Source organism: Mesorhizobium sp. LSJC285A00, from assembly GCF_000503155.1.
Taxonomy (GTDB): domain Bacteria; phylum Pseudomonadota; class Alphaproteobacteria; order Rhizobiales; family Rhizobiaceae; genus Mesorhizobium.
Genome location: NZ_AYVK01000027.1, coordinates 37,223 through 52,942, shown reverse-complemented (window position 1 = coordinate 52,942; position 15,720 = coordinate 37,223). Strand labels below are relative to the sequence as shown.

Annotated in this window: 21 protein-coding genes and 2 pseudogenes; 12 read left to right on the top strand and 11 right to left on the bottom strand. The window is 62.9% G+C overall.

Annotated elements, in window-relative coordinates:
• Nucleotides 1–107: 107 nt before the first annotated feature.
• The gene (locus tag X726_RS147900; RefSeq protein ID WP_155922511.1) at nucleotides 108–419 is read right to left on the bottom strand and encodes a hypothetical protein; all 312 of its coding nucleotides are present in this window, start codon (nucleotides 417–419) and stop codon (nucleotides 108–110) included.
• Between the two features lie 114 nt (nucleotides 420–533).
• Between X726_RS147900 and X726_RS147905 the strand changes: the two genes are divergently transcribed.
• Nucleotides 534–1,679 carry a HEAT repeat domain-containing protein gene (locus X726_RS147905; protein WP_156940683.1) on the top strand — a complete coding sequence of 382 codons (1,146 nt, stop codon included), beginning with the start codon at nucleotides 534–536 and terminating at the stop codon, nucleotides 1,677–1,679.
• A 333-nt stretch (nucleotides 1,680–2,012) separates the two neighbouring features.
• Here X726_RS147905 and X726_RS147910 read toward each other — a convergent pair whose 3' ends face one another.
• Genes X726_RS147910 through X726_RS147915 form a run of 3 tightly spaced genes read right to left on the bottom strand, consistent with a single transcriptional unit; the run spans nucleotide 2,013 to nucleotide 3,439 of the window.
• Complete coding sequence (locus X726_RS147910; protein ID WP_245260097.1) at nucleotides 2,013–2,750, bottom strand: terminase family protein; 738 nt, start codon at nucleotides 2,748–2,750, stop codon at nucleotides 2,013–2,015.
• The gene (locus tag X726_RS1000000169330) at nucleotides 2,650–3,036 is read right to left on the bottom strand and encodes a hypothetical protein (RefSeq protein WP_023671450.1); all 387 of its coding nucleotides are present in this window, start codon (nucleotides 3,034–3,036) and stop codon (nucleotides 2,650–2,652) included. The genes X726_RS147910 and X726_RS1000000169330 overlap by 101 nt, the downstream gene beginning before the upstream one ends.
• A complete protein-coding gene (locus X726_RS147915; protein WP_023671449.1) occupies nucleotides 3,029–3,439 on the bottom strand; it encodes a hypothetical protein in 411 nt (136 codons plus the stop codon). Before X726_RS147915 ends, X726_RS1000000169330 begins: the two co-directional genes overlap by 8 nt.
• 495 nt (nucleotides 3,440–3,934) lie before the next feature.
• Here X726_RS147915 and X726_RS147920 point away from each other — a divergent pair, with 495 nt between their 5' ends.
• From X726_RS147920 to X726_RS147935, 5 genes are all read left to right on the top strand, one after another.
• Nucleotides 3,935–4,750, top strand: a complete 816-nt coding sequence (locus tag X726_RS147920) for a class I SAM-dependent methyltransferase (RefSeq protein WP_031215133.1) — start codon at nucleotides 3,935–3,937, stop codon at nucleotides 4,748–4,750.
• Between the two features lie 248 nt (nucleotides 4,751–4,998).
• Nucleotides 4,999–5,442, top strand: coding sequence for a MucR family transcriptional regulator (locus tag X726_RS147925; protein ID WP_023671447.1), 444 nt, complete (start codon nucleotides 4,999–5,001; stop codon nucleotides 5,440–5,442).
• 72 nt (nucleotides 5,443–5,514) lie between these two features.
• The gene (locus X726_RS0135695) at nucleotides 5,515–5,679 is read left to right on the top strand and encodes a hypothetical protein (protein ID WP_023685951.1); all 165 of its coding nucleotides are present in this window, start codon (nucleotides 5,515–5,517) and stop codon (nucleotides 5,677–5,679) included.
• A 114-nt stretch (nucleotides 5,680–5,793) separates the two neighbouring features.
• The gene (locus tag X726_RS147930) at nucleotides 5,794–6,063 is read left to right on the top strand and encodes a hypothetical protein (protein ID WP_023671445.1); all 270 of its coding nucleotides are present in this window, start codon (nucleotides 5,794–5,796) and stop codon (nucleotides 6,061–6,063) included.
• 94 nt (nucleotides 6,064–6,157) lie between these two features.
• Nucleotides 6,158–6,463, top strand: a complete 306-nt coding sequence (locus tag X726_RS147935) for a hypothetical protein (RefSeq protein WP_023671444.1) — start codon at nucleotides 6,158–6,160, stop codon at nucleotides 6,461–6,463.
• A gap of 22 nt (nucleotides 6,464–6,485) precedes the next feature.
• Here the strand turns inward: X726_RS147935 and X726_RS147940 are convergent, their stop codons facing one another.
• Together X726_RS147940 and X726_RS147945 are read right to left on the bottom strand one after the other, a co-directional pair.
• Nucleotides 6,486–6,899, bottom strand: coding sequence for a DoxX family protein (locus X726_RS147940; protein ID WP_023671443.1), 414 nt, complete (start codon nucleotides 6,897–6,899; stop codon nucleotides 6,486–6,488).
• A 145-nt stretch (nucleotides 6,900–7,044) separates the two neighbouring features.
• On the bottom strand, nucleotides 7,045–7,548 hold the full coding sequence (locus X726_RS147945) for an Lrp/AsnC family transcriptional regulator (protein ID WP_023671442.1): 504 nt from the start codon (nucleotides 7,546–7,548) through the stop codon (nucleotides 7,045–7,047).
• 84 nt (nucleotides 7,549–7,632) lie between these two features.
• On the opposite strand from X726_RS147945, the gene X726_RS147950 reads away from it, so the two are divergent.
• Entirely contained in the window at nucleotides 7,633–8,190 is a 558-nt protein-coding gene (locus tag X726_RS147950; RefSeq protein ID WP_023671441.1) for an alpha/beta hydrolase, read from the top strand.
• Between the two features lie 82 nt (nucleotides 8,191–8,272).
• Complete coding sequence (locus tag X726_RS147955; RefSeq protein ID WP_023671440.1) at nucleotides 8,273–8,638, top strand: VOC family protein; 366 nt, start codon at nucleotides 8,273–8,275, stop codon at nucleotides 8,636–8,638.
• Here the strand turns inward: X726_RS147955 and X726_RS1000000170590 are convergent.
• Nucleotides 8,635–8,799, bottom strand: coding sequence for a hypothetical protein (locus X726_RS1000000170590; RefSeq protein WP_023671439.1), 165 nt, complete (start codon nucleotides 8,797–8,799; stop codon nucleotides 8,635–8,637). The genes X726_RS147955 and X726_RS1000000170590 overlap by 4 nt on opposite strands.
• A 242-nt stretch (nucleotides 8,800–9,041) precedes the next feature.
• Here X726_RS1000000170590 and X726_RS1000000170585 point away from each other — a divergent pair, with 242 nt between their 5' ends.
• The gene (locus X726_RS1000000170585; RefSeq protein ID WP_023671438.1) at nucleotides 9,042–9,218 is read left to right on the top strand and encodes a hypothetical protein; all 177 of its coding nucleotides are present in this window, start codon (nucleotides 9,042–9,044) and stop codon (nucleotides 9,216–9,218) included.
• 113 nt (nucleotides 9,219–9,331) lie between these two features.
• Nucleotides 9,332–9,625, top strand: coding sequence for a DUF982 domain-containing protein (locus X726_RS147960; RefSeq protein ID WP_023671437.1), 294 nt, complete (start codon nucleotides 9,332–9,334; stop codon nucleotides 9,623–9,625).
• Nucleotides 9,626–9,673: 48 nt separating this feature from the next.
• Here X726_RS147960 and X726_RS147965 read toward each other — a convergent pair whose 3' ends face one another.
• Nucleotides 9,674–10,393 carry a Crp/Fnr family transcriptional regulator gene (locus X726_RS147965; protein WP_023671436.1) on the bottom strand — a complete coding sequence of 240 codons (720 nt, stop codon included), beginning with the start codon at nucleotides 10,391–10,393 and terminating at the stop codon, nucleotides 9,674–9,676.
• A 283-nt stretch (nucleotides 10,394–10,676) separates the two neighbouring features.
• Between X726_RS147965 and X726_RS147970 the strand changes: the two genes are divergently transcribed.
• Nucleotides 10,677–10,907, top strand: coding sequence for a hypothetical protein (locus X726_RS147970; RefSeq protein ID WP_023671435.1), 231 nt, complete (start codon nucleotides 10,677–10,679; stop codon nucleotides 10,905–10,907).
• A 106-nt stretch (nucleotides 10,908–11,013) separates the two neighbouring features.
• Nucleotides 11,014–11,418, top strand: a pseudogene (locus X726_RS147975) (hypothetical protein); the annotation flags it as partial.
• Between the two features lie 133 nt (nucleotides 11,419–11,551).
• On the opposite strand, the gene X726_RS147980 reads toward X726_RS147975, so the two are convergent.
• From X726_RS147980 to X726_RS147990, 3 genes and pseudogenes are all read right to left on the bottom strand, one after another.
• Nucleotides 11,552–13,687, bottom strand: a complete 2,136-nt coding sequence (locus X726_RS147980) for an EAL domain-containing protein (protein WP_023671433.1) — start codon at nucleotides 13,685–13,687, stop codon at nucleotides 11,552–11,554.
• Between the two features lie 145 nt (nucleotides 13,688–13,832).
• Nucleotides 13,833–14,466: pseudogene (locus X726_RS147985) on the bottom strand (sigma-70 family RNA polymerase sigma factor).
• A 150-nt stretch (nucleotides 14,467–14,616) separates the two neighbouring features.
• Entirely contained in the window at nucleotides 14,617–15,006 is a 390-nt protein-coding gene (locus tag X726_RS147990; RefSeq protein ID WP_023671430.1) for a DUF427 domain-containing protein, read from the bottom strand.
• Nucleotides 15,007–15,720 lie beyond the last annotated feature (714 nt).

The window sequence follows — 15,720 nt, the reverse complement described above, 5'->3', positions numbered from 1 at the left end:
AGTATACCGGTCGAGAGAAAATATTGTGCGGCCCATTAACGCGCAAATCGTCAACCGCCGAAGGTCGTGCCAGGCAACTTGCCGGCACCAAATACCCCTGATTCGACTTAACTGGGTTTGATGCGGATCACCTTTGGCGCCTGCGCATCCATGAACATGTAGCACCTGCCAAGCAGCGCCTTTTTGCCGAGCTCATCGAACACATTCTGCCCCAGCGGCGTGATCAGCACCTCGCCCGTAGCCAGCCCATCCTGGTGGCGGGCCTCGATCTCTTGCCAATGCGCATTCGCAACGTCGGAAAGCACGACATTGAAGGCTGGATGATTGTAGCTGACCAGCACGTTGCCATCATCCATGTCAGACGGCTTCATGTCCGGGTGATAGTTGTAAATCATGGCAAGCGTCTGGATGGCGGCCATGGCTGCCGCCTCATCGGACAGGCCGGCTTCCGTCAGCACGCAGGTGCCGTTTCAAGGATGGCAAAGTCACGGCCTCTGTCGAAGTAATAGCCGAACCGTTCCTCGATGCGATCGATGGGTTGTGAAAACGAGGGTCGCCATTTGGGCACCTGGGGCTTTGATACCTCAGCACCACCCGCCGGCGACACGACAAGCGAAGACAAACCGCCTGTCAATACCTGCCGCCTGTTCATGGACTTGGTTCCTCGACAACCTGGCCACCAGTCTAGTCGCGGTTCGCAATTCCGCAACGCGCCGAAACGGGAAAGCTTCGCTCTCATCTTTTCCTTTATCGCTTTATGCGGTAGGTCTTGCCGTGCATCGGCGACATCGATGCGTCTGGGCTGGTGCATTCTGCGCGGCCTGTACTCTACGCGGGTGGGACAGCCACTCTTTGCCATGACAGATCTATTCGAGGCGATGCGCCTGTCCGCCGAGGACAGCGAGGTTGCTCATCTTTTTTTCAGCGAAGGCGGTAAGATCCTGCTGCCACTCGGCAAATCGACAAATGCCATGACAGGTCAGGAGATGCTGGAGCGGCTGCTGTCGTCCCCGAATGATGACGATGGCGCGCTTGCCAACGACCTTCTCGGCGAGCTCGGCAAGACGGTGCCGTTGGAAAGCCTTCGTCTCCTGCTGACATCTGCCAATGCTGAGACGCGAGCGGCGGGTGCGTTTATTGCCACCTTTCAAAACCAGAACATAACTTCGATGGTGGGTGAGCTGGCCGCGCTGCTTGGGGACAGCAACCCGCGCACGCGCTTCGATGCCGTGGAGTCTATCTTGCGATGCAGTACGCGGAACGATGGTCAGCATCTCGCGCAGGCGTTGTTTGCCCTTGATGATTATCACGATGGTGTACGCATGGGAGCCGTCAAATTTGTGCGCTTTGCAAAAGACTGGCAGTTAAAGCTTGCGCGTCAGCACGCCGCGTTGCTCAGGCCGCAAACGCCGTTTTCGGCGATCGCCGATATCTCCGGGCAATGGCGAGGTGATGCATCAGGCATGATCCGTGCTATGCTCGACCATTCAGAGCCGGTAGTGCGCCGTTACGGCTTGGGGCTGGCCAGCCGGGCGAGGTTGGTCGTTGTTGACGCGTTCGTCGAATGGGCGCAGGCGTCCGCCGATCCTGAAATCAGCAAACTGGCAACCGATTGCATCGAGCACAACCAGATATCGCACCACGCCGTATGGCAATCATCGTTGCCGGCAATCGCCTGAGGCACCGCTGATCTCGGGGTCAAGATAGCGACGTGACAGGACGTAGAGCCTGCCGAACTGATTCAAAGTAATGTCGTATGATGTTGTCCGCGCACGATATTTGCGCCGGGCGTGGCGGTTCTTACCTTCTCCCTTTGTGGGGTGAGAAGCGGTCCGCGTGGCGGACGAAAAGCCAATTGCTTGGCTTTTCGAGCTTCGAACGCCCTGATCCTGCGAAGGGCCGGGTGGTGGCCGATCCAACCTGCCGGGTCCCCGCTGCTCCGCAGCGTCCCGGCGTTCGCCGGCCTTTCGTCGTGCCACTGGCACGACGAATTCGCTTCGCGAACCAGCTGCTCACCCCACAAGGGGGGAAGGGAGAACCTCCTGCGCCGTCAAGAACCGCAGCACCACGTCGCTCATGCCAAGCAGCGGCGTAAACGTCACCATGGTGATGCCGCCCGTCGCGTTGGTGCGGGTCAGGCCTTCGGAATAGATATCGAGCGGCGGCTCCTCGTCGAACCAGACGCCGTGCAGGGTTTCGCCCTGCCACTTTTCGCGGCCCTTCTCATAGCTCTTGAACGACAGCACCGATTCATCGGCCTGCACGTCGCCGCCGCCGCCCCAGCGCACCACGATGCTGTCGAGCGCGCCCGGCGCGCCGCGGCCCATCGTGGTCTGGCGGATGGCATCGGCGGGGATCATGCCGGTGCCCCATGCCGCCTGCTGCTGCGGCGGGCCGACCAGCACGCGCTGCGGGTTGTCTCGCGTGCCCTCGCCGGTCACGCCGGCAGCCCATAGCCTGACGGCGGCGTCGAAGGTCTTGCCCTGCCACCACGCGGGATAGCGGCCGGTGAGATGCATGGCCCATTCGGCGCCGCCGGCCCTGGTCTTGCCCAACTGGTTGCCGGCCATGAACAGACGTTCCCGGTTCTGCGCGCCGGCGGCGTGAAACTGCGCCTGCCTGGGATAAGGCCGGTAGGCGGCAAGCTGGTTAGTCCTGCGCCTGCGGTCCAGCTCCTGCAGCAGCGCCAGATAGTGGCGGCGCGTCTTCAGGCTGGTCGCCAAACGGCCCGAGGACGGCTTCGAGGCCACGGATGCGGCGGCGGATCTCGTCATCGCTCAGGGCTTCCAGATTGTCAGATGAAACATGCAAATCCTTGGCCAGATCCTTGGGTAGCACCGATTGCACGATCTTCAGATACTGGTCGGGCTTGTCGGCCCGGACCGCGGCAATGACGCCGGCGCCATGGGCGCTGAAATCGGCGCGAACCGCGTCGAGGAAATCATCGCCAAGCGTCTTCTTCGTCCGCTTCGGCTTGGCAGCGGCGGCAGTCGCCTTGCGGCCAGGGCGCGCACGCGGCGCCGTCCGGTCAGCCATGATCCGAGATCCCGGCGGGCTCGGCGGTAGGTGCCTGTTTCGCTGGCCGCTTGATCTTGCCGGACTTGATCTTGCCGGACTTGCGCCGTGCCGATTTTGGCCCTGACCGTGTTGGGGCGGCCTTGCGGGCTGCATCAGCGGCCGGCGCGTGGCGCTTTCCGGCAGACGCGGCTTTCAGGCTTGCCCTGGCGATCGCCCTTGCGTCGTGCGCGCCGCGCGGAAAGCCGAAGCCGCCGATGGCATCGACAGGACCACCGCGAACCATGCCGATCAGCACGCCCGGCACGACCGGCTCGATACGGCCGATGCGCGCCTGCGGGGCAGCGCCCTCGAACACGCCAATGGCGCTGACGACCTCGCGGCCGTCATCGTCGGTGATGATGGTGGCATAGCGGTTGGACAAGGGAGGCCTCGCGGATAAGGCAGAATGAACCGAGGATAGCGTTCCTTCACGCCCCCCTCTGTCCTGCCGGACATCTCCCCCTCAAGGGGGGAGATTGGCAGCTCCAGGGTCGCGACCAATTTGCAGCGCTGACGATTGGCGAAAGCAAGGCGGCAGTCCGATCTCCCCCCCGTGTGGGGGTTGAGGAGTGGTCCGCGCAGCGGACGGAAAGCCAATTGCTTGGCTTTCCGAACGACGAACGTCCGGCAGGCCAGAGGGGGGCTGTCCCGCCGACATCCGATATCCGCACGTTGTGGGCATCAGGAAAACAAAACCCGCCTCGTGGGCGGGTCGGTGGCGCAAATCAGCACCATGGACAAATCATAGCAAAGCTGCCCTCACCCGTCAATGCAGATAAGAAATAATTCCTACTCCGGTCAAAGCCTCGTCCTTGGCGGCGGCGCGCATTGCGCGAGGGCCGCATCGATGGGATGCTGGGTCTCGTCGGAGAGCGAAATGAGCGATGTGACCAGTCACTATGGCAGCGGCGGCATTGTCGAGCGCATCCTGTCGGCTGTGCCGGACGCAAAGGCCGGCAGCCTCGCAGCCAAACAACTCTATCCGTTCGATCAGCTTCATGGCCGCGAGCTGATCGCCACGCAGGACCATGCTGCGCGTCTTGCGCCCTCCGCCGGCGATCGGGTTCTGGACATCGGCAGCGGCATTGGCGGCCCGGCCCGGTTCCTTGCCGAGACCTATGAGTGCAGCGTCGACGGCGTCGACCTGACGCAGGCGTTCGTCGAGGCATCCCGCCGATTGACCGAGCTCTGCGGCCTCGGCGACAAAGTGCGTTTCCATGAGGCCGATGCGACAAGGCTGCCTTTTGCGGACGACACATTCGACGCGGCGATCTGCTTCTATGTCGGCATGAATATCGCCGACAAGGCGGCGGTCATCGGGCAAGCGTGGCGCGTACTGAAGCCGAAGGCCAGGCTTGTCTGGACCGAGGCGGTGCTGGCGGACGGCGAGCCTCACTATCCCTTGCCTTGGGCGGTGTCGGCTGTGGCCAGCCATCTCGTCGACCGCGAAACCCTGAAGGCTCTGTTTGCTTCAGCCGGATTCCAGGTCGACGACGTCATCGACGAAACCGGCGATCACGTCGAGCTGGCGTTGAAACGGGCAAATTCCAGCATGGTTCCGTCGCCCGCCCAGCAGCAGGCCAATGAGATCGTGCTCGGCGCCGAGTTCGTGCATCGGCGAAAAAACTACATAAGCAGCCTGAGCGAGGGAAAACTCGCGTCACTGGCCATCATCGCTTCCAAGCCGGCCTGAAACAAAAAACCCGCCTCGGCGGCGGGTTGGTGGCGCAAATCAGCAACATCGACAAATCATAGCATAGCTGCCCTCACCGGTCAAGATATGTCAGGAAAGAATTCCTACATCGACATCGATCGGAGACTCGGCGATGCTAGCGCTACCACATCCGGCGTCAAGTCATATGCATATGTTCTAAAGTGCCATGCCGTCGGCGGATGTTGTCTGATAATTTGTCCTTTGGCATCAAGGGGGCAAAAGAAGCCATGTCTGAGGACAAAATCCGAAATATAAATCTGACCGCCGACATCGTCGCGGCATTCGTGCGCAACAATTCAGTGCCTCCGGATAGCCTGCCGGCGTTGATCGAGAGCGTCAATGCAGCGCTCGCGGCCGTGGACAATCCCGTTGCTCCGCCGCAACCTGCGCCTGAGCCCGCGGTCAACCGCAAGCGCTCGGTAACGCCGAATTTCATTTACTGCCTCGAGGATGGCAAGAAGTTCAGGTCGCTGCGGCGTCATCTCGGCTCCGCCCATGGCATGACGCCGGAAGCCTATCGCGCCAAATGGGACCTGCCCGGCGACTATCCGATGACGGCGCCCAGCTACGCCGCCAAGCGCTCGGAGCTGGCAAAGGAGTTCGGGCTCGGCATCAGGACACCCGAGGCCCCGGCCGCCAAGGCGCCGGCCAAGAGCAAGACCAAGGCGTAAAGGCACGCCCCCTCCGTGCCGTACGCCTGCTGGAGGACGATCGTGGTGGCCGGAGAGCCCAATGACGTTCGCGTGGAACGTGTGGACCGCCGCCAATGGGCGGTGCTGGTTGCCGAGAATGGCACGGTGACCCAGCATCTGTTCATGGCCCAGGAAGCGGCCGAGGAGTTTGCCGACGGCGAGCGGACAAGGCTCGGCCTTCCCGCCAGGCCGCCGGCGGCGGATCCGCTGGCCTGAACAGTCCTTCAACGGGCTGCAGGATACAAGACGCAGCCTTCGACAGGCCGTCTAGCGACTGGTCATTAGCTGGCTCTTATGGAATCATTCCACTCCAACTCGGGGGAGAGCGGGATGGACAAACCAGCCATGGCATCCGTGTTCAGGATGCGGCAAGCGCCAGCCACTGTTTCGGGCGTTCGCAGCGTCGGCCAAGGCCAGGCCGATCCGGTCATCGGCAGAAGGCCGCTCGGCGAGGCGATCCGCTTCGTCATCGACGCCCATCCCCATTACGACATCAGCTGCGTTTCGATCGCCTATGGCGACGGCTCGGCCCCGCGCCTCGGCAGCCGGGAGGTCAAGGCGCTGTGGGCCGAATATGGCCGCCGCTGGATGGAAGAGTAGCGCAGGCCATCGGCCGACGCCTATCGCTTGCATCCCCGTCCGGATCGTAACAGCGGCTCATGCGTTGAGCGTGAGCCAAATGGGAGCAACAGCCATGAACGTCGCCAATCTGCAACTCGAAGGCCTGCTGATGGCCGTCGCCTCGATCAATCAGGTGCTGGTGCGCAAGGGCCTGCTCACGGTGGAGGATATCGACATTGCGCTGCGCAAGGCCGAGGCCATCGAAACCGGCGAGGAGCGGTCCGACGGCATGTCGGAGTCCAACCGCGACGCCGTCAACTTTCCGATCCGACTGCTGGAACTGGCCAATCAATGCCAGCCGGAGGCGGACATGCCGTCCTTCTCGAAACTGGCCCGCATGGTCGGTCAGATGAAGGAACCCTACAACGACCAGATGTGAGGCGGTCTGCCGACGCGGGGCCTCACCCTCGGCCAATCTTCGAGGCCAGCACGCTGCCCGGTCCATGCGCGGCGGCGAACAGCAGGCCGGCGGCGAACGGGAAATGGGACATGAAGGCGCCGAACTCGGCCTGGTTGCCGGTCCAGTGCGACGGACCGTGGAAGGCAAAGCCGAGGAAGACCACGTAGACGGCGGCGACCAGGGCGGCCGGCGTGAAGAACGCTCCGGTCAGCAAGGCGATCACCAGCAGCGTTTCGAGGATCGCGGCGCACCAGGCCAGAAACAGCGGGAACGGGAAGCCGGCGGCGGCGATGTAGCCGGCGGTCATGTTCATATCCATGAACTTGAAGGCTGCTCCCATCGCGAACATGGCGGCCAAGGTCAGGCGGGCGATGAGAATGGCCGCGGTCTGCCACGGCGATTGAACGGCTTCCATGATGTGCTCCAAAGGTTTGCAACGGGTTTCGCCCCAAGGACGGGCGCCACGCCGCCGATCCTACACCAGCCCGCGAAATTCTTTCGCGGCAAAGCCGGACCTCGCAAAAGGAGGCGCTTGCAATCCTCTTGCCGCGCGTGGCCGCTCAGAGCTTCGCCATCAGCTCCCGCCCCAACCGTTTCGGCGGCTCGGCGCGCAGCACCACATTGGTCGTCACCGCGCCGTAGCGGCCGATGGCATCGACGATGCTTTCGAGGTCGGGCGGCGACGGCACGACCACCTTGACCAGAAAACAATCCTCGCCGGTCACCCGCAGCACCTCGACCACTTCCGGCATGGCCGCGAATTTCTTCAGGCAGGTCTGGATGTGCTCATGCGTGGTGCGCAGGCGGATCATGGCCATGGTGCCGAGACCGAGGGCGGTGGGATCGATCGCGGCCCGGTAGCCGGCGATGATGCCGCGCTCCTCCAGCCGCTTCACCCGCTCCGACGTCGCGGGCTGGGACAGGCCGACGCGGCGGCCGAGTTCGGAAATGCCGATGCGGCCATCCTCCTGCATGATCTCGATGATTGCCATGTCGGTGGGGTCGAGCCGTGGCCGGTAATCGCCGTTTGCCATGAACACCTTCAATCCATCGGAATTCTTCATCGCTTTCCGATGATCTCTCATTCCGCGAACAAGGAGAAGCCCTAGGATTGGGACATCATCTGCGGCGAAGAAACAGGATTTTCCATGACCGACTTCATCATTCTGCCGGGCAGCGGCGGATCGGGCGAGGCCCACTGGCAGACACGCTGGCAACAGGCCGACCCGGCGATGCGCCGCTTCAGCCCGGCAAGCTGGGAGCTGCCGGATTTCGACGACTGGGTGGCGGCGCTGGACGTCGCGGTGTCACAGGCACAGACCCCGCCGGTGCTCGTCGCCCACAGTCTCAGCTGCCTGCTGGTCGCGCATTGGCAGGCGGTGTCGAGCCGTCGGATCGGCGGGGCGTTTCTGGTTGCGGTTCCCGACCCGGCCTCGCCGGTCTATCCCGCTTACGGAATTCCCTTCGCCGATACGCCGCGCGGGCCGCTTCGCTTCCCCTCGCTGATCGTGGCCAGCACCGACGATCCCTATGATCCGAACGGCTATGCCGGTGAGAAAGCCACACAATGGGGCAGCGAACTGCACATCGCCGGGCCGCTTGGTCACATCAACAGCAATAGCGGGCTGGGCGACTGGCCGGCGGGAATGGAGCTGCTGACGGCCTTCGTGAGAGAGAGACAGGCCGACCACGCAATCGCACCGTAGGCGCCCGAAGCGTGCGCGCGGGCTTGCCCCGACTTGTCCCGCCAGCTATCTCTCGGGAGGGCGTTTGTGAGGGAGCCTGCGAATGGTGTCCGTCCGATATCTGGTCCGCGATGTCGATCTGTCCATCGCGTTTTATACGAGCCATCTGGGCTTCGCGCTGAAGCAGCAATTCGGTCCGGCGATGGCCATCCTGACGCGCGGCGACCTTTCGCTCTGGCTCGCCGGCTCCCTGGCGTCGGCAGCCAGGCCGATGCCGGACGGCCGGACACCCGAGCCGGGCGGATGGAACCGCTTTGTGCTCGAAGTCGAGCAATTGCCGTCAATCGTGACTGAGATGGGCGAGGCCGGCGTGCGGTTCCGCAACCAGATGGTCGAAGGTCCGGGCGGGCGACAGATTCTTTGTGAAGACCCGTCCGGCAACGTGATCGAGCTGTTCGAGCCCAGCTAGGCTTCGGCCGTCGCCTCGGATTCGGCGCCGGGCTTTGCCTGGCCTTCCCACTGCCGCTCCGCCTCTGCTTTGCGCTTCGGACAATCCTCGTAGTCATGCTCTCGCGAACCGCAATAGGAGCAGCATTTTGCCGGCGTGTCGGTTCGAAGCATTGTGGCCATGCACAAGAATGCACGAAAATTCATCCGGTTGCAGCAGCGTCTGCGACGTCGCTGCTGGGATGCGTGACCGCCAGCCCTGGCGCCGCCCTCAATAGCCGCCGCCGAGGATCGGCAGAATCTCGGCGGCAGACATTGCGCGCGGCGCGTATTCGTCCGGCCTATATCAAAGTTAAATGCGGATGCTGGGCGTGAGGTGGTAGGTGATCGCGATGGGGGGACTCTCAACGCGCTCGAGGTGTCCCATGGACGTTCGAAATCTGATTGCCAAATTGTCAGCCGCGGTATTGCACCGCCGCGCCGCGTCTTCGCCGATACTGTTCAGGCCGATCCGCAACTCGCTCGCCGACATCCCGTTGAAGCCGGCGCCGCGCCCGCCTTATCGTCCGCATCGGCCGATCTGGCCGGCAAGCAACATGTAGCTCGCCGGGCTGCAACCAGTTTGTGATTTCCTCGTTTATGGCGATCCTGTTTTCAAGGAGGCAAGTGATGCGATCAATCCGGGCGAGACGCGAATGGTTTGGATGGTGAGCGCATGAGCCGTTTTCTGCCCCTGACGATCAGATTCGTGGACGGAAGCGCGATGACGGTGTCGTCGGTCGCCGACGCCAGGAGGGCGCTCGGCGGAACATGGAAGAACAAGCAGGCGGCGGCTTACAAGGCGGCCGACAGGCTGGTGGATGACGCGTTGAACGGCATTTGCCGCCCGGACATCGCCTTTGCCGCTTTCCAGAATGCCGCCGCCCAACAGGGCTTGCTGAAGCCGACGAAGCCAAGTGCCGCCCTTGCCATGCTCGACGAATTGGCGTCGCTGGATGGGCATCGTTGAAGACCGGCTGACGGATTGCCTGCGATGTCATGGCGAACGCCGGATAGCCTATCTCGGCTCGCGGTTCATGCTGAGATAAGTCGGGTCGAACTCGGCGATTTCCACCAGCTGCTGCCAGTCCAGAATGGTCACCATGTAATTTGCCCAGCCGATCACACCGATCTTGCGCAGCGCGCCGATGACCCGGTTCATGTGGACGACCGAAAGCCCAAGCACATCGGCCAGTTCCGCCTGCGACAGGGGAAGCCGGAAACTCATGCCGTTGGTCTGCTTGACGACCTGGAGCCGCACGAACAGCTCGCACACAAGATGCGCCAGATGCGAAGTCTTGGACCGCCGGCCCATGGCCACGATCCATTCCCGATGGATGGCGCCATCGACGAGCGTGTCCAGCCAAAGCAAGCGGCTGAGATGAGGCGCCTGTTCGGTGATCGTCCTTAGCCGACTGTGGTCGGCGGCGATCACCCGGCATGGCGACAAAGCTATAATGCCATGGTCCATTGTCTTGAGCAGGAAGGCGTGCAAATCGACAAAATCGCCGGGCACCTGCAACGAGGTGAACTGGCGGCCGCCATCCTCCAGCACCTTGTAGCGCGCCGCCAGACCCTCGATGATGAGCGTGCTGTAGCCTGGCCTCGATCCCTCTGAAACGATGTCCTGACCGGTGGCAAAATCCATCTCGATGGTCATGGCGGCGGCCAGCAGCCCCTTTTCCTGCTCGGACAAAGCGTCATGCTGGCCAAGGTTGAGATAAAGCGGTTCTAGCATCGAGGATCCAGTTCGAGATTTCGTGGACATTCGTGGCCTAGCCAAACGCCGGAGATCGGGTGCGGTTGCAATCGGCCGGCACGGCGACGGCTCCTGGCAGGAAATCTGCTCAGGGCACAGTCGCATGGAACCATGGGTGCGGGTTGGGATTTAATCCATGTCGCTCAAAAATGGCCCCGATTTTGAGACAACGACATGCATAAAAACACAGACCTGAAGCGCGTCGCCTGCGTCCTTCAACCGCGATGCGCCTTAGCGTTCTCACGCAGGGATCCTTGCACACATGGAACGGTTCTACTTCGACTTGTACAACGCCGAGACCCAGATTGATGAAGAGGGGCAGCTTTTTCCCAGCCGGGAGCGTGCGGGAGCCGAAGCGCTGCGCATATTGCACGATGTGGCGCGCGACGAGATACCGGAGGGCGACCACCGGCGGATCACCGTCAAGATGCTGAACGAGAACAGGGAGCAGATATTCGAAGCGTCGCTGACCATGGCGTCGCTGTGGAGTTGAACTCGTCGACCCTGTCGAGGACTGTATGGAACCTCTTGCCCTCCCCTCTGTTTCCTAAGGAGGGGCCAGCGGCAGAAGCTGCACGGCTGATTGACTGGAGGCATCTATGTCCTTGCAAAAGCTTCATCCCGAGCAGGTCGACGACACACGCAGGCTTGCCTATTCGACCTTTGCCCCGGCGCTGATCGGTTCGCTCACCAAGCGTCTGGCGCGGTGTCAGGGCGTCAAGGAACTGGGCGCCCTGGAAAAGTCGCTCATCCGCCTGATCGAAGACTCTGATGTCGATGGGCCGCAAGCCGAGGCGATGAAAGAGTTCGCCATCGAGCTGGTGGTGTCGACGATATCGGAAGCCCGCGCTCACCCCGACACCAAGAGCGATGTCGAAGCCGTTGGCGAGCGCCGCGCCGAAGGCCGCTCCGAGAACCCGCAGACGCTCGAGGAGCAGTTGCAATCAGGCCTCGAAGACAGTTTTCCGGCCAGCGATCCGCCCGCCGTCCTCTCGACCGCCATTTCCGGCGGCTCGAAGGACCTTGTCGGCACCGACGAGGTGTTGCGCCGCAAGAAGGAGGCGGCGCAGCGAAAGCAGGAGAAGGCCGACGCCGGTTAGCCGGACAAGTCGCGCCAGCTCGGGCGATGAGAAGCCGTCAGCCGAAGCGCTTTTCCGGTGACTGTCCGCTGGATGGTGACTGTTCGCCGGCCCGCGCGACGATCGCCTCGAGCGGCTCCGGCCGGTGCAGCAGAAAACCCTGGCCATAGGCCACGCCCATGCCGCGCAGAATGTCGAGCGCTTCCTGCTGCTCGATCTTTTCGGCCACCACCGCGCAGCCGAGACTTTTGGCGATGCCCGCTATGGCCGAGACGATCTCGCGGTCGAAACGGCTTTCCGCGATATTCTCGATGAACGAGCCGTCGATCTTGATCTGATCGACCGGAAAGCGCCGCAAATATTCGAACGAGCTCATGCCGGCGCCGAAATCGTCGAGGCTGACACGGCATTGCCGCTCGCGCGCCTTGCGCACGAACTGCTCGGCGGCGTCGAAATTGGTGACGGCCGCGGTCTCGGTGATCTCGAAGCCGATGCCGGAATGCGGCGCCCCGGTCTCGGCGATGACGGCGTCGACGAAATCCCATAGCAGCGGATCGCTCAGCGTCTGCGCCGACAGGTTGAAGCCGAGCATGATGGCGCCTGACCGCATCGCCGCGCCATGCTGCGAAAGCGCTGTCCTGATGATCCAGCGGTCCAGCCGCGAGGCAATGCCGAAGCGCTCGGCGACCGGAATGAATTCGTTGGGCGGGATCAGCTTGCCATTGCGCCCGGCAAGCCGCGCCAGCACCTCGACGTGGCGGCTCTCCTGCCAGGGCTGGCCGAGCAGATGGATTTCCTGGCCGAACAGTTTCAGCCGCCCGTCATCCATGGCGTCGACCGTGTCGGCGGCGACACGCGCCGCGTTGAGGCCGCCGGAGCCCGACGCCGCATCGGCCGAAAACACCGCGAAGCGATTGCGCCCGGCCGCCTTGGCGGCATAGCAGGCGTCGTCGGCGCAGGCCAACGCATCGGCAACTGTGGTGGTGGTGTCCTCGACGAANGTGGTGGTGTCCTCGACGAAGGCGATGCCGATGCTGGCCGCGAGTTTTCGCGAGGTCGCCGGCAGTCCGAGGTCGGCGTCACGGACCGCCGCAAGAATCGCGCCGGCCAGCGCCTCGGCCTTGGCCGATTGGCAATTGGGCACCAGCAGCGCGAACTCGTCGCCGCCGAGGCGCGCGGCACGCGCCGATGCCGGCAGGCAGCCCAGAATACCGGCGGCGACACCCCTCAGCGCCAGGTCGCCGGCGGCGTGGCCGGCAAAGTCGTTGAGCGCCTTGAAGTAGTCGAGATCGACATAGAACACCGCCAGCGGCAAAGCCCGCTCGGTGGCGATATGCACGGCCAGCAGCCGGTCGAAGGCGGCACGGTTCAACAGGCCGGTCAGCGCATCGTGGTGAGCGGCGTAGGCGAGTTCCCGCTCGCGCTTCTTGTCCTCGGTGATGTCGCGCACGGTGCCGAGAATCTGGCCCGCCGTCTCGGGCGCCGCGATGAAGCGCACCAGCGATTCGACATGGCGGATTTCGCCGTCGCGCCTGACGATGCGGTATTGCGCGGCGACGACGCCGTCGGTCGAAAGCGGCGCCAGATGGGCGCGCTCTGCGGCATCCTTGTCGTCGGGATGCAGATAGGAATGCCAAAGGTCGGCAGCCACCTCGTCGGTGTCGGCGACCAGGCCGAATATCTCCCTGGTGCGGGCGTCCCAATAGCTCTTGTTGGCGTCGATGTCGTGATGCCAGATGCCGGTGCCGCTGGCCGCCAGCGCCAGGCGAAAGCGCACATTGACCCGCTCGAGTTCGGCTTCCGCCTCTTTCTGCCGGCTGATGTCGGTCTGCACGCCCATCAGCCTGACCGGCTTGCCCGTCTCGTCACGCTCGACAATGCCGCCGCGGTCCAGCACCCAGATCCAGTGGCCGTCCTTGTGCTTGAGGCGCAGCTCGGTCTCGATCGAGGCGGTCAGGCCGGAAATGTGCCGCTCGCCGCTGGCCAGCGCCCGCTGGCGGTCGTCGGGATGCGTCAGCTTCAGCCAGAGGTCGTCGCTGTTGGCAAGCTCGCCATCCTCATAACCCAGCATGTGCGACCAGGTTGGCGAATAGAAACAGTCGCCGCTCAAAATATCCCAGTCCCATACGCCGAGATGAGCGCGTTCGAGCGCAAGCGCCCAGAATTCGCCGTTGCGTATTTTCTCTTCAGCCATGCCCTGGTTTCGCTCACTCCGTCGCCGCCACTATGCACGCAAGCAGAGAAGAAAGCGTTACCGGGTGCGCCGCGCCCACAGTGCGGACAAGGCCTGCAATCGTGCCGGACCATGCCGTAAGGCGTCATCATGCCATTGGGGCTCGTCATGCCATTGGCGCCCTGATTGGAACCGCCCTGCCCGGGCCTGGCTCGACGATCCTTATCGCGCGGCGGCGCGCATTGTCCTCAAGCAGGCCGCGCAGTTCCTCACGGCCGCGCGCGATGCGCGACATCAGGGTGCCGGCCGGCACGCCGAGCATCTCGGCGGCCTCGGCATAGGAGAAGCCCTCGATNCGCGATGCGCGACATCAGGGTGCCGGCCGGCACGCCGAGCATCTCGGCGGCCTCGGCATAGGAGAAGCCCTCGATGGCGACCATGGTCAGCGCGGCACGGCGGTCCGGGCTGATCGCCTGCAGCGCGGTGATGATCTCGCGCGCGGCTACGTTCTCCAGCTGGTCGGCGGGAGAGGCCTGCACCTCGCCGGCCTCCAGCGGCAGCATCGAGGCCTCGCCTCGCCGGTTCACCTTGCGCATCTGGTCGATGAACAGATGATGCATGATCGTGAACAGCCATTTTCGCGGGCTCTCTCCCGTCTGCCAGTTGTCCAGCCGCAGCAGCGCCCGCTCCAGGCAGTCCTGGACGAGATCGTCGGCGGAATCGCGGTCGCGCAGCAGCGAGCGCGCATAGCGGCGCAGGCGCGGGATTTCGTCGAGAATTGCTCTCTGCTTTTCGTCCATGACCTTTTGTCTTCGTTTCGGCATGCCGTTGCCGCAAAACCGCTGCGCCCCCGGGTGAGGACAGCTTTGGCTGATCTGAAAAATTCCTCTGTTCATGCCTGTCGTCGGCTCCAAAAACGCTGGCCACTTTTGGGCGACAGGCATGACGCGCTAGCGCGGCGTGGCGTCGATGGCGACCCGGTCGGGATAGAAGGCGCCGTGGGCGCGAATCTCGGCCATCTCGTCGAAGGGCTGCTCATAGGCCCACATCGCATCGTTGCCGGTTTCACCCGCCGGCAGCACGTTCCAGTAGCTGGCGTCACCCTTGTAGGGGCACAGCGTCGACCGCTCCGTCTTCTTGAGCTTGCGGAAGTCGATGTCCTCGAACGGGATGTAGAAGGAGAAGGGATGGGGCGGCTCGGTCACCATTTTGGCTTTTGCCGAGGAAGCGATGATGTTGCCGCTTGCAAACACGACGACACGCCCGTTGAAGGGCTCGACGGTGATCACCTTGCCGGGATTGCGCCTGAAGCCGGGTGACGGGTTCGCATGCTGATCCATGACTGCTCTCCTTGTCCGCTGGTGGTTCGATGCCGGTCGACGGCGTCAGCTCTCACTGGTCACTGATGGGCGGCGACAGCCGTCACGCGCGACAGCTTCTGGCGCTTTTCGAGCTTTGGCTTTTCATAGGTCTTCTTCATCGTTCTTCCTTTTCTGACGTCTGGCAGCCGGTCCGCGCGGCTACCGGCCGTACGATCATGGCTCCAAGGGACAACAGGCGCATCTCCCGTCCGGCCGATGCGCCGCCGAAGAAATCGGGGTCAGCGTGGCAAGAATGATTCGCATCGCCGCGATCCGACGGCGGTGGATTTATCTCAGCCGGGACGGCCATGCTTGGGCCGGGCGGAACACGGTTTTGGCGAATGCGGCCCTGTCAGCATGATCGCAAGGCTTGGACAGGCTGGAACAGCCACCCGCGCGGCTATATGGCGATGGCTGCTTGGCGCCGGTGCACGCCGCGAAATATCGATAATAAAGGACGGCAGGTGAGACTCTACAAAATCAAGATGATTTGCCAGATATTTTCGCCTTTTCTGCACGAGAACTAAAATAAATTATCGACAGACGAACTTTCACTTTGGAAAAATGTCCATTTTATCTCTGTTAACCAAATATTAACCAAAATTATCCGATACATACCGAAGTTATTCGCTGTCGCAATCCGAATCTAAGTTGTAATAATAATTGCACAGTTCGCTTGTGACATTACTGTAC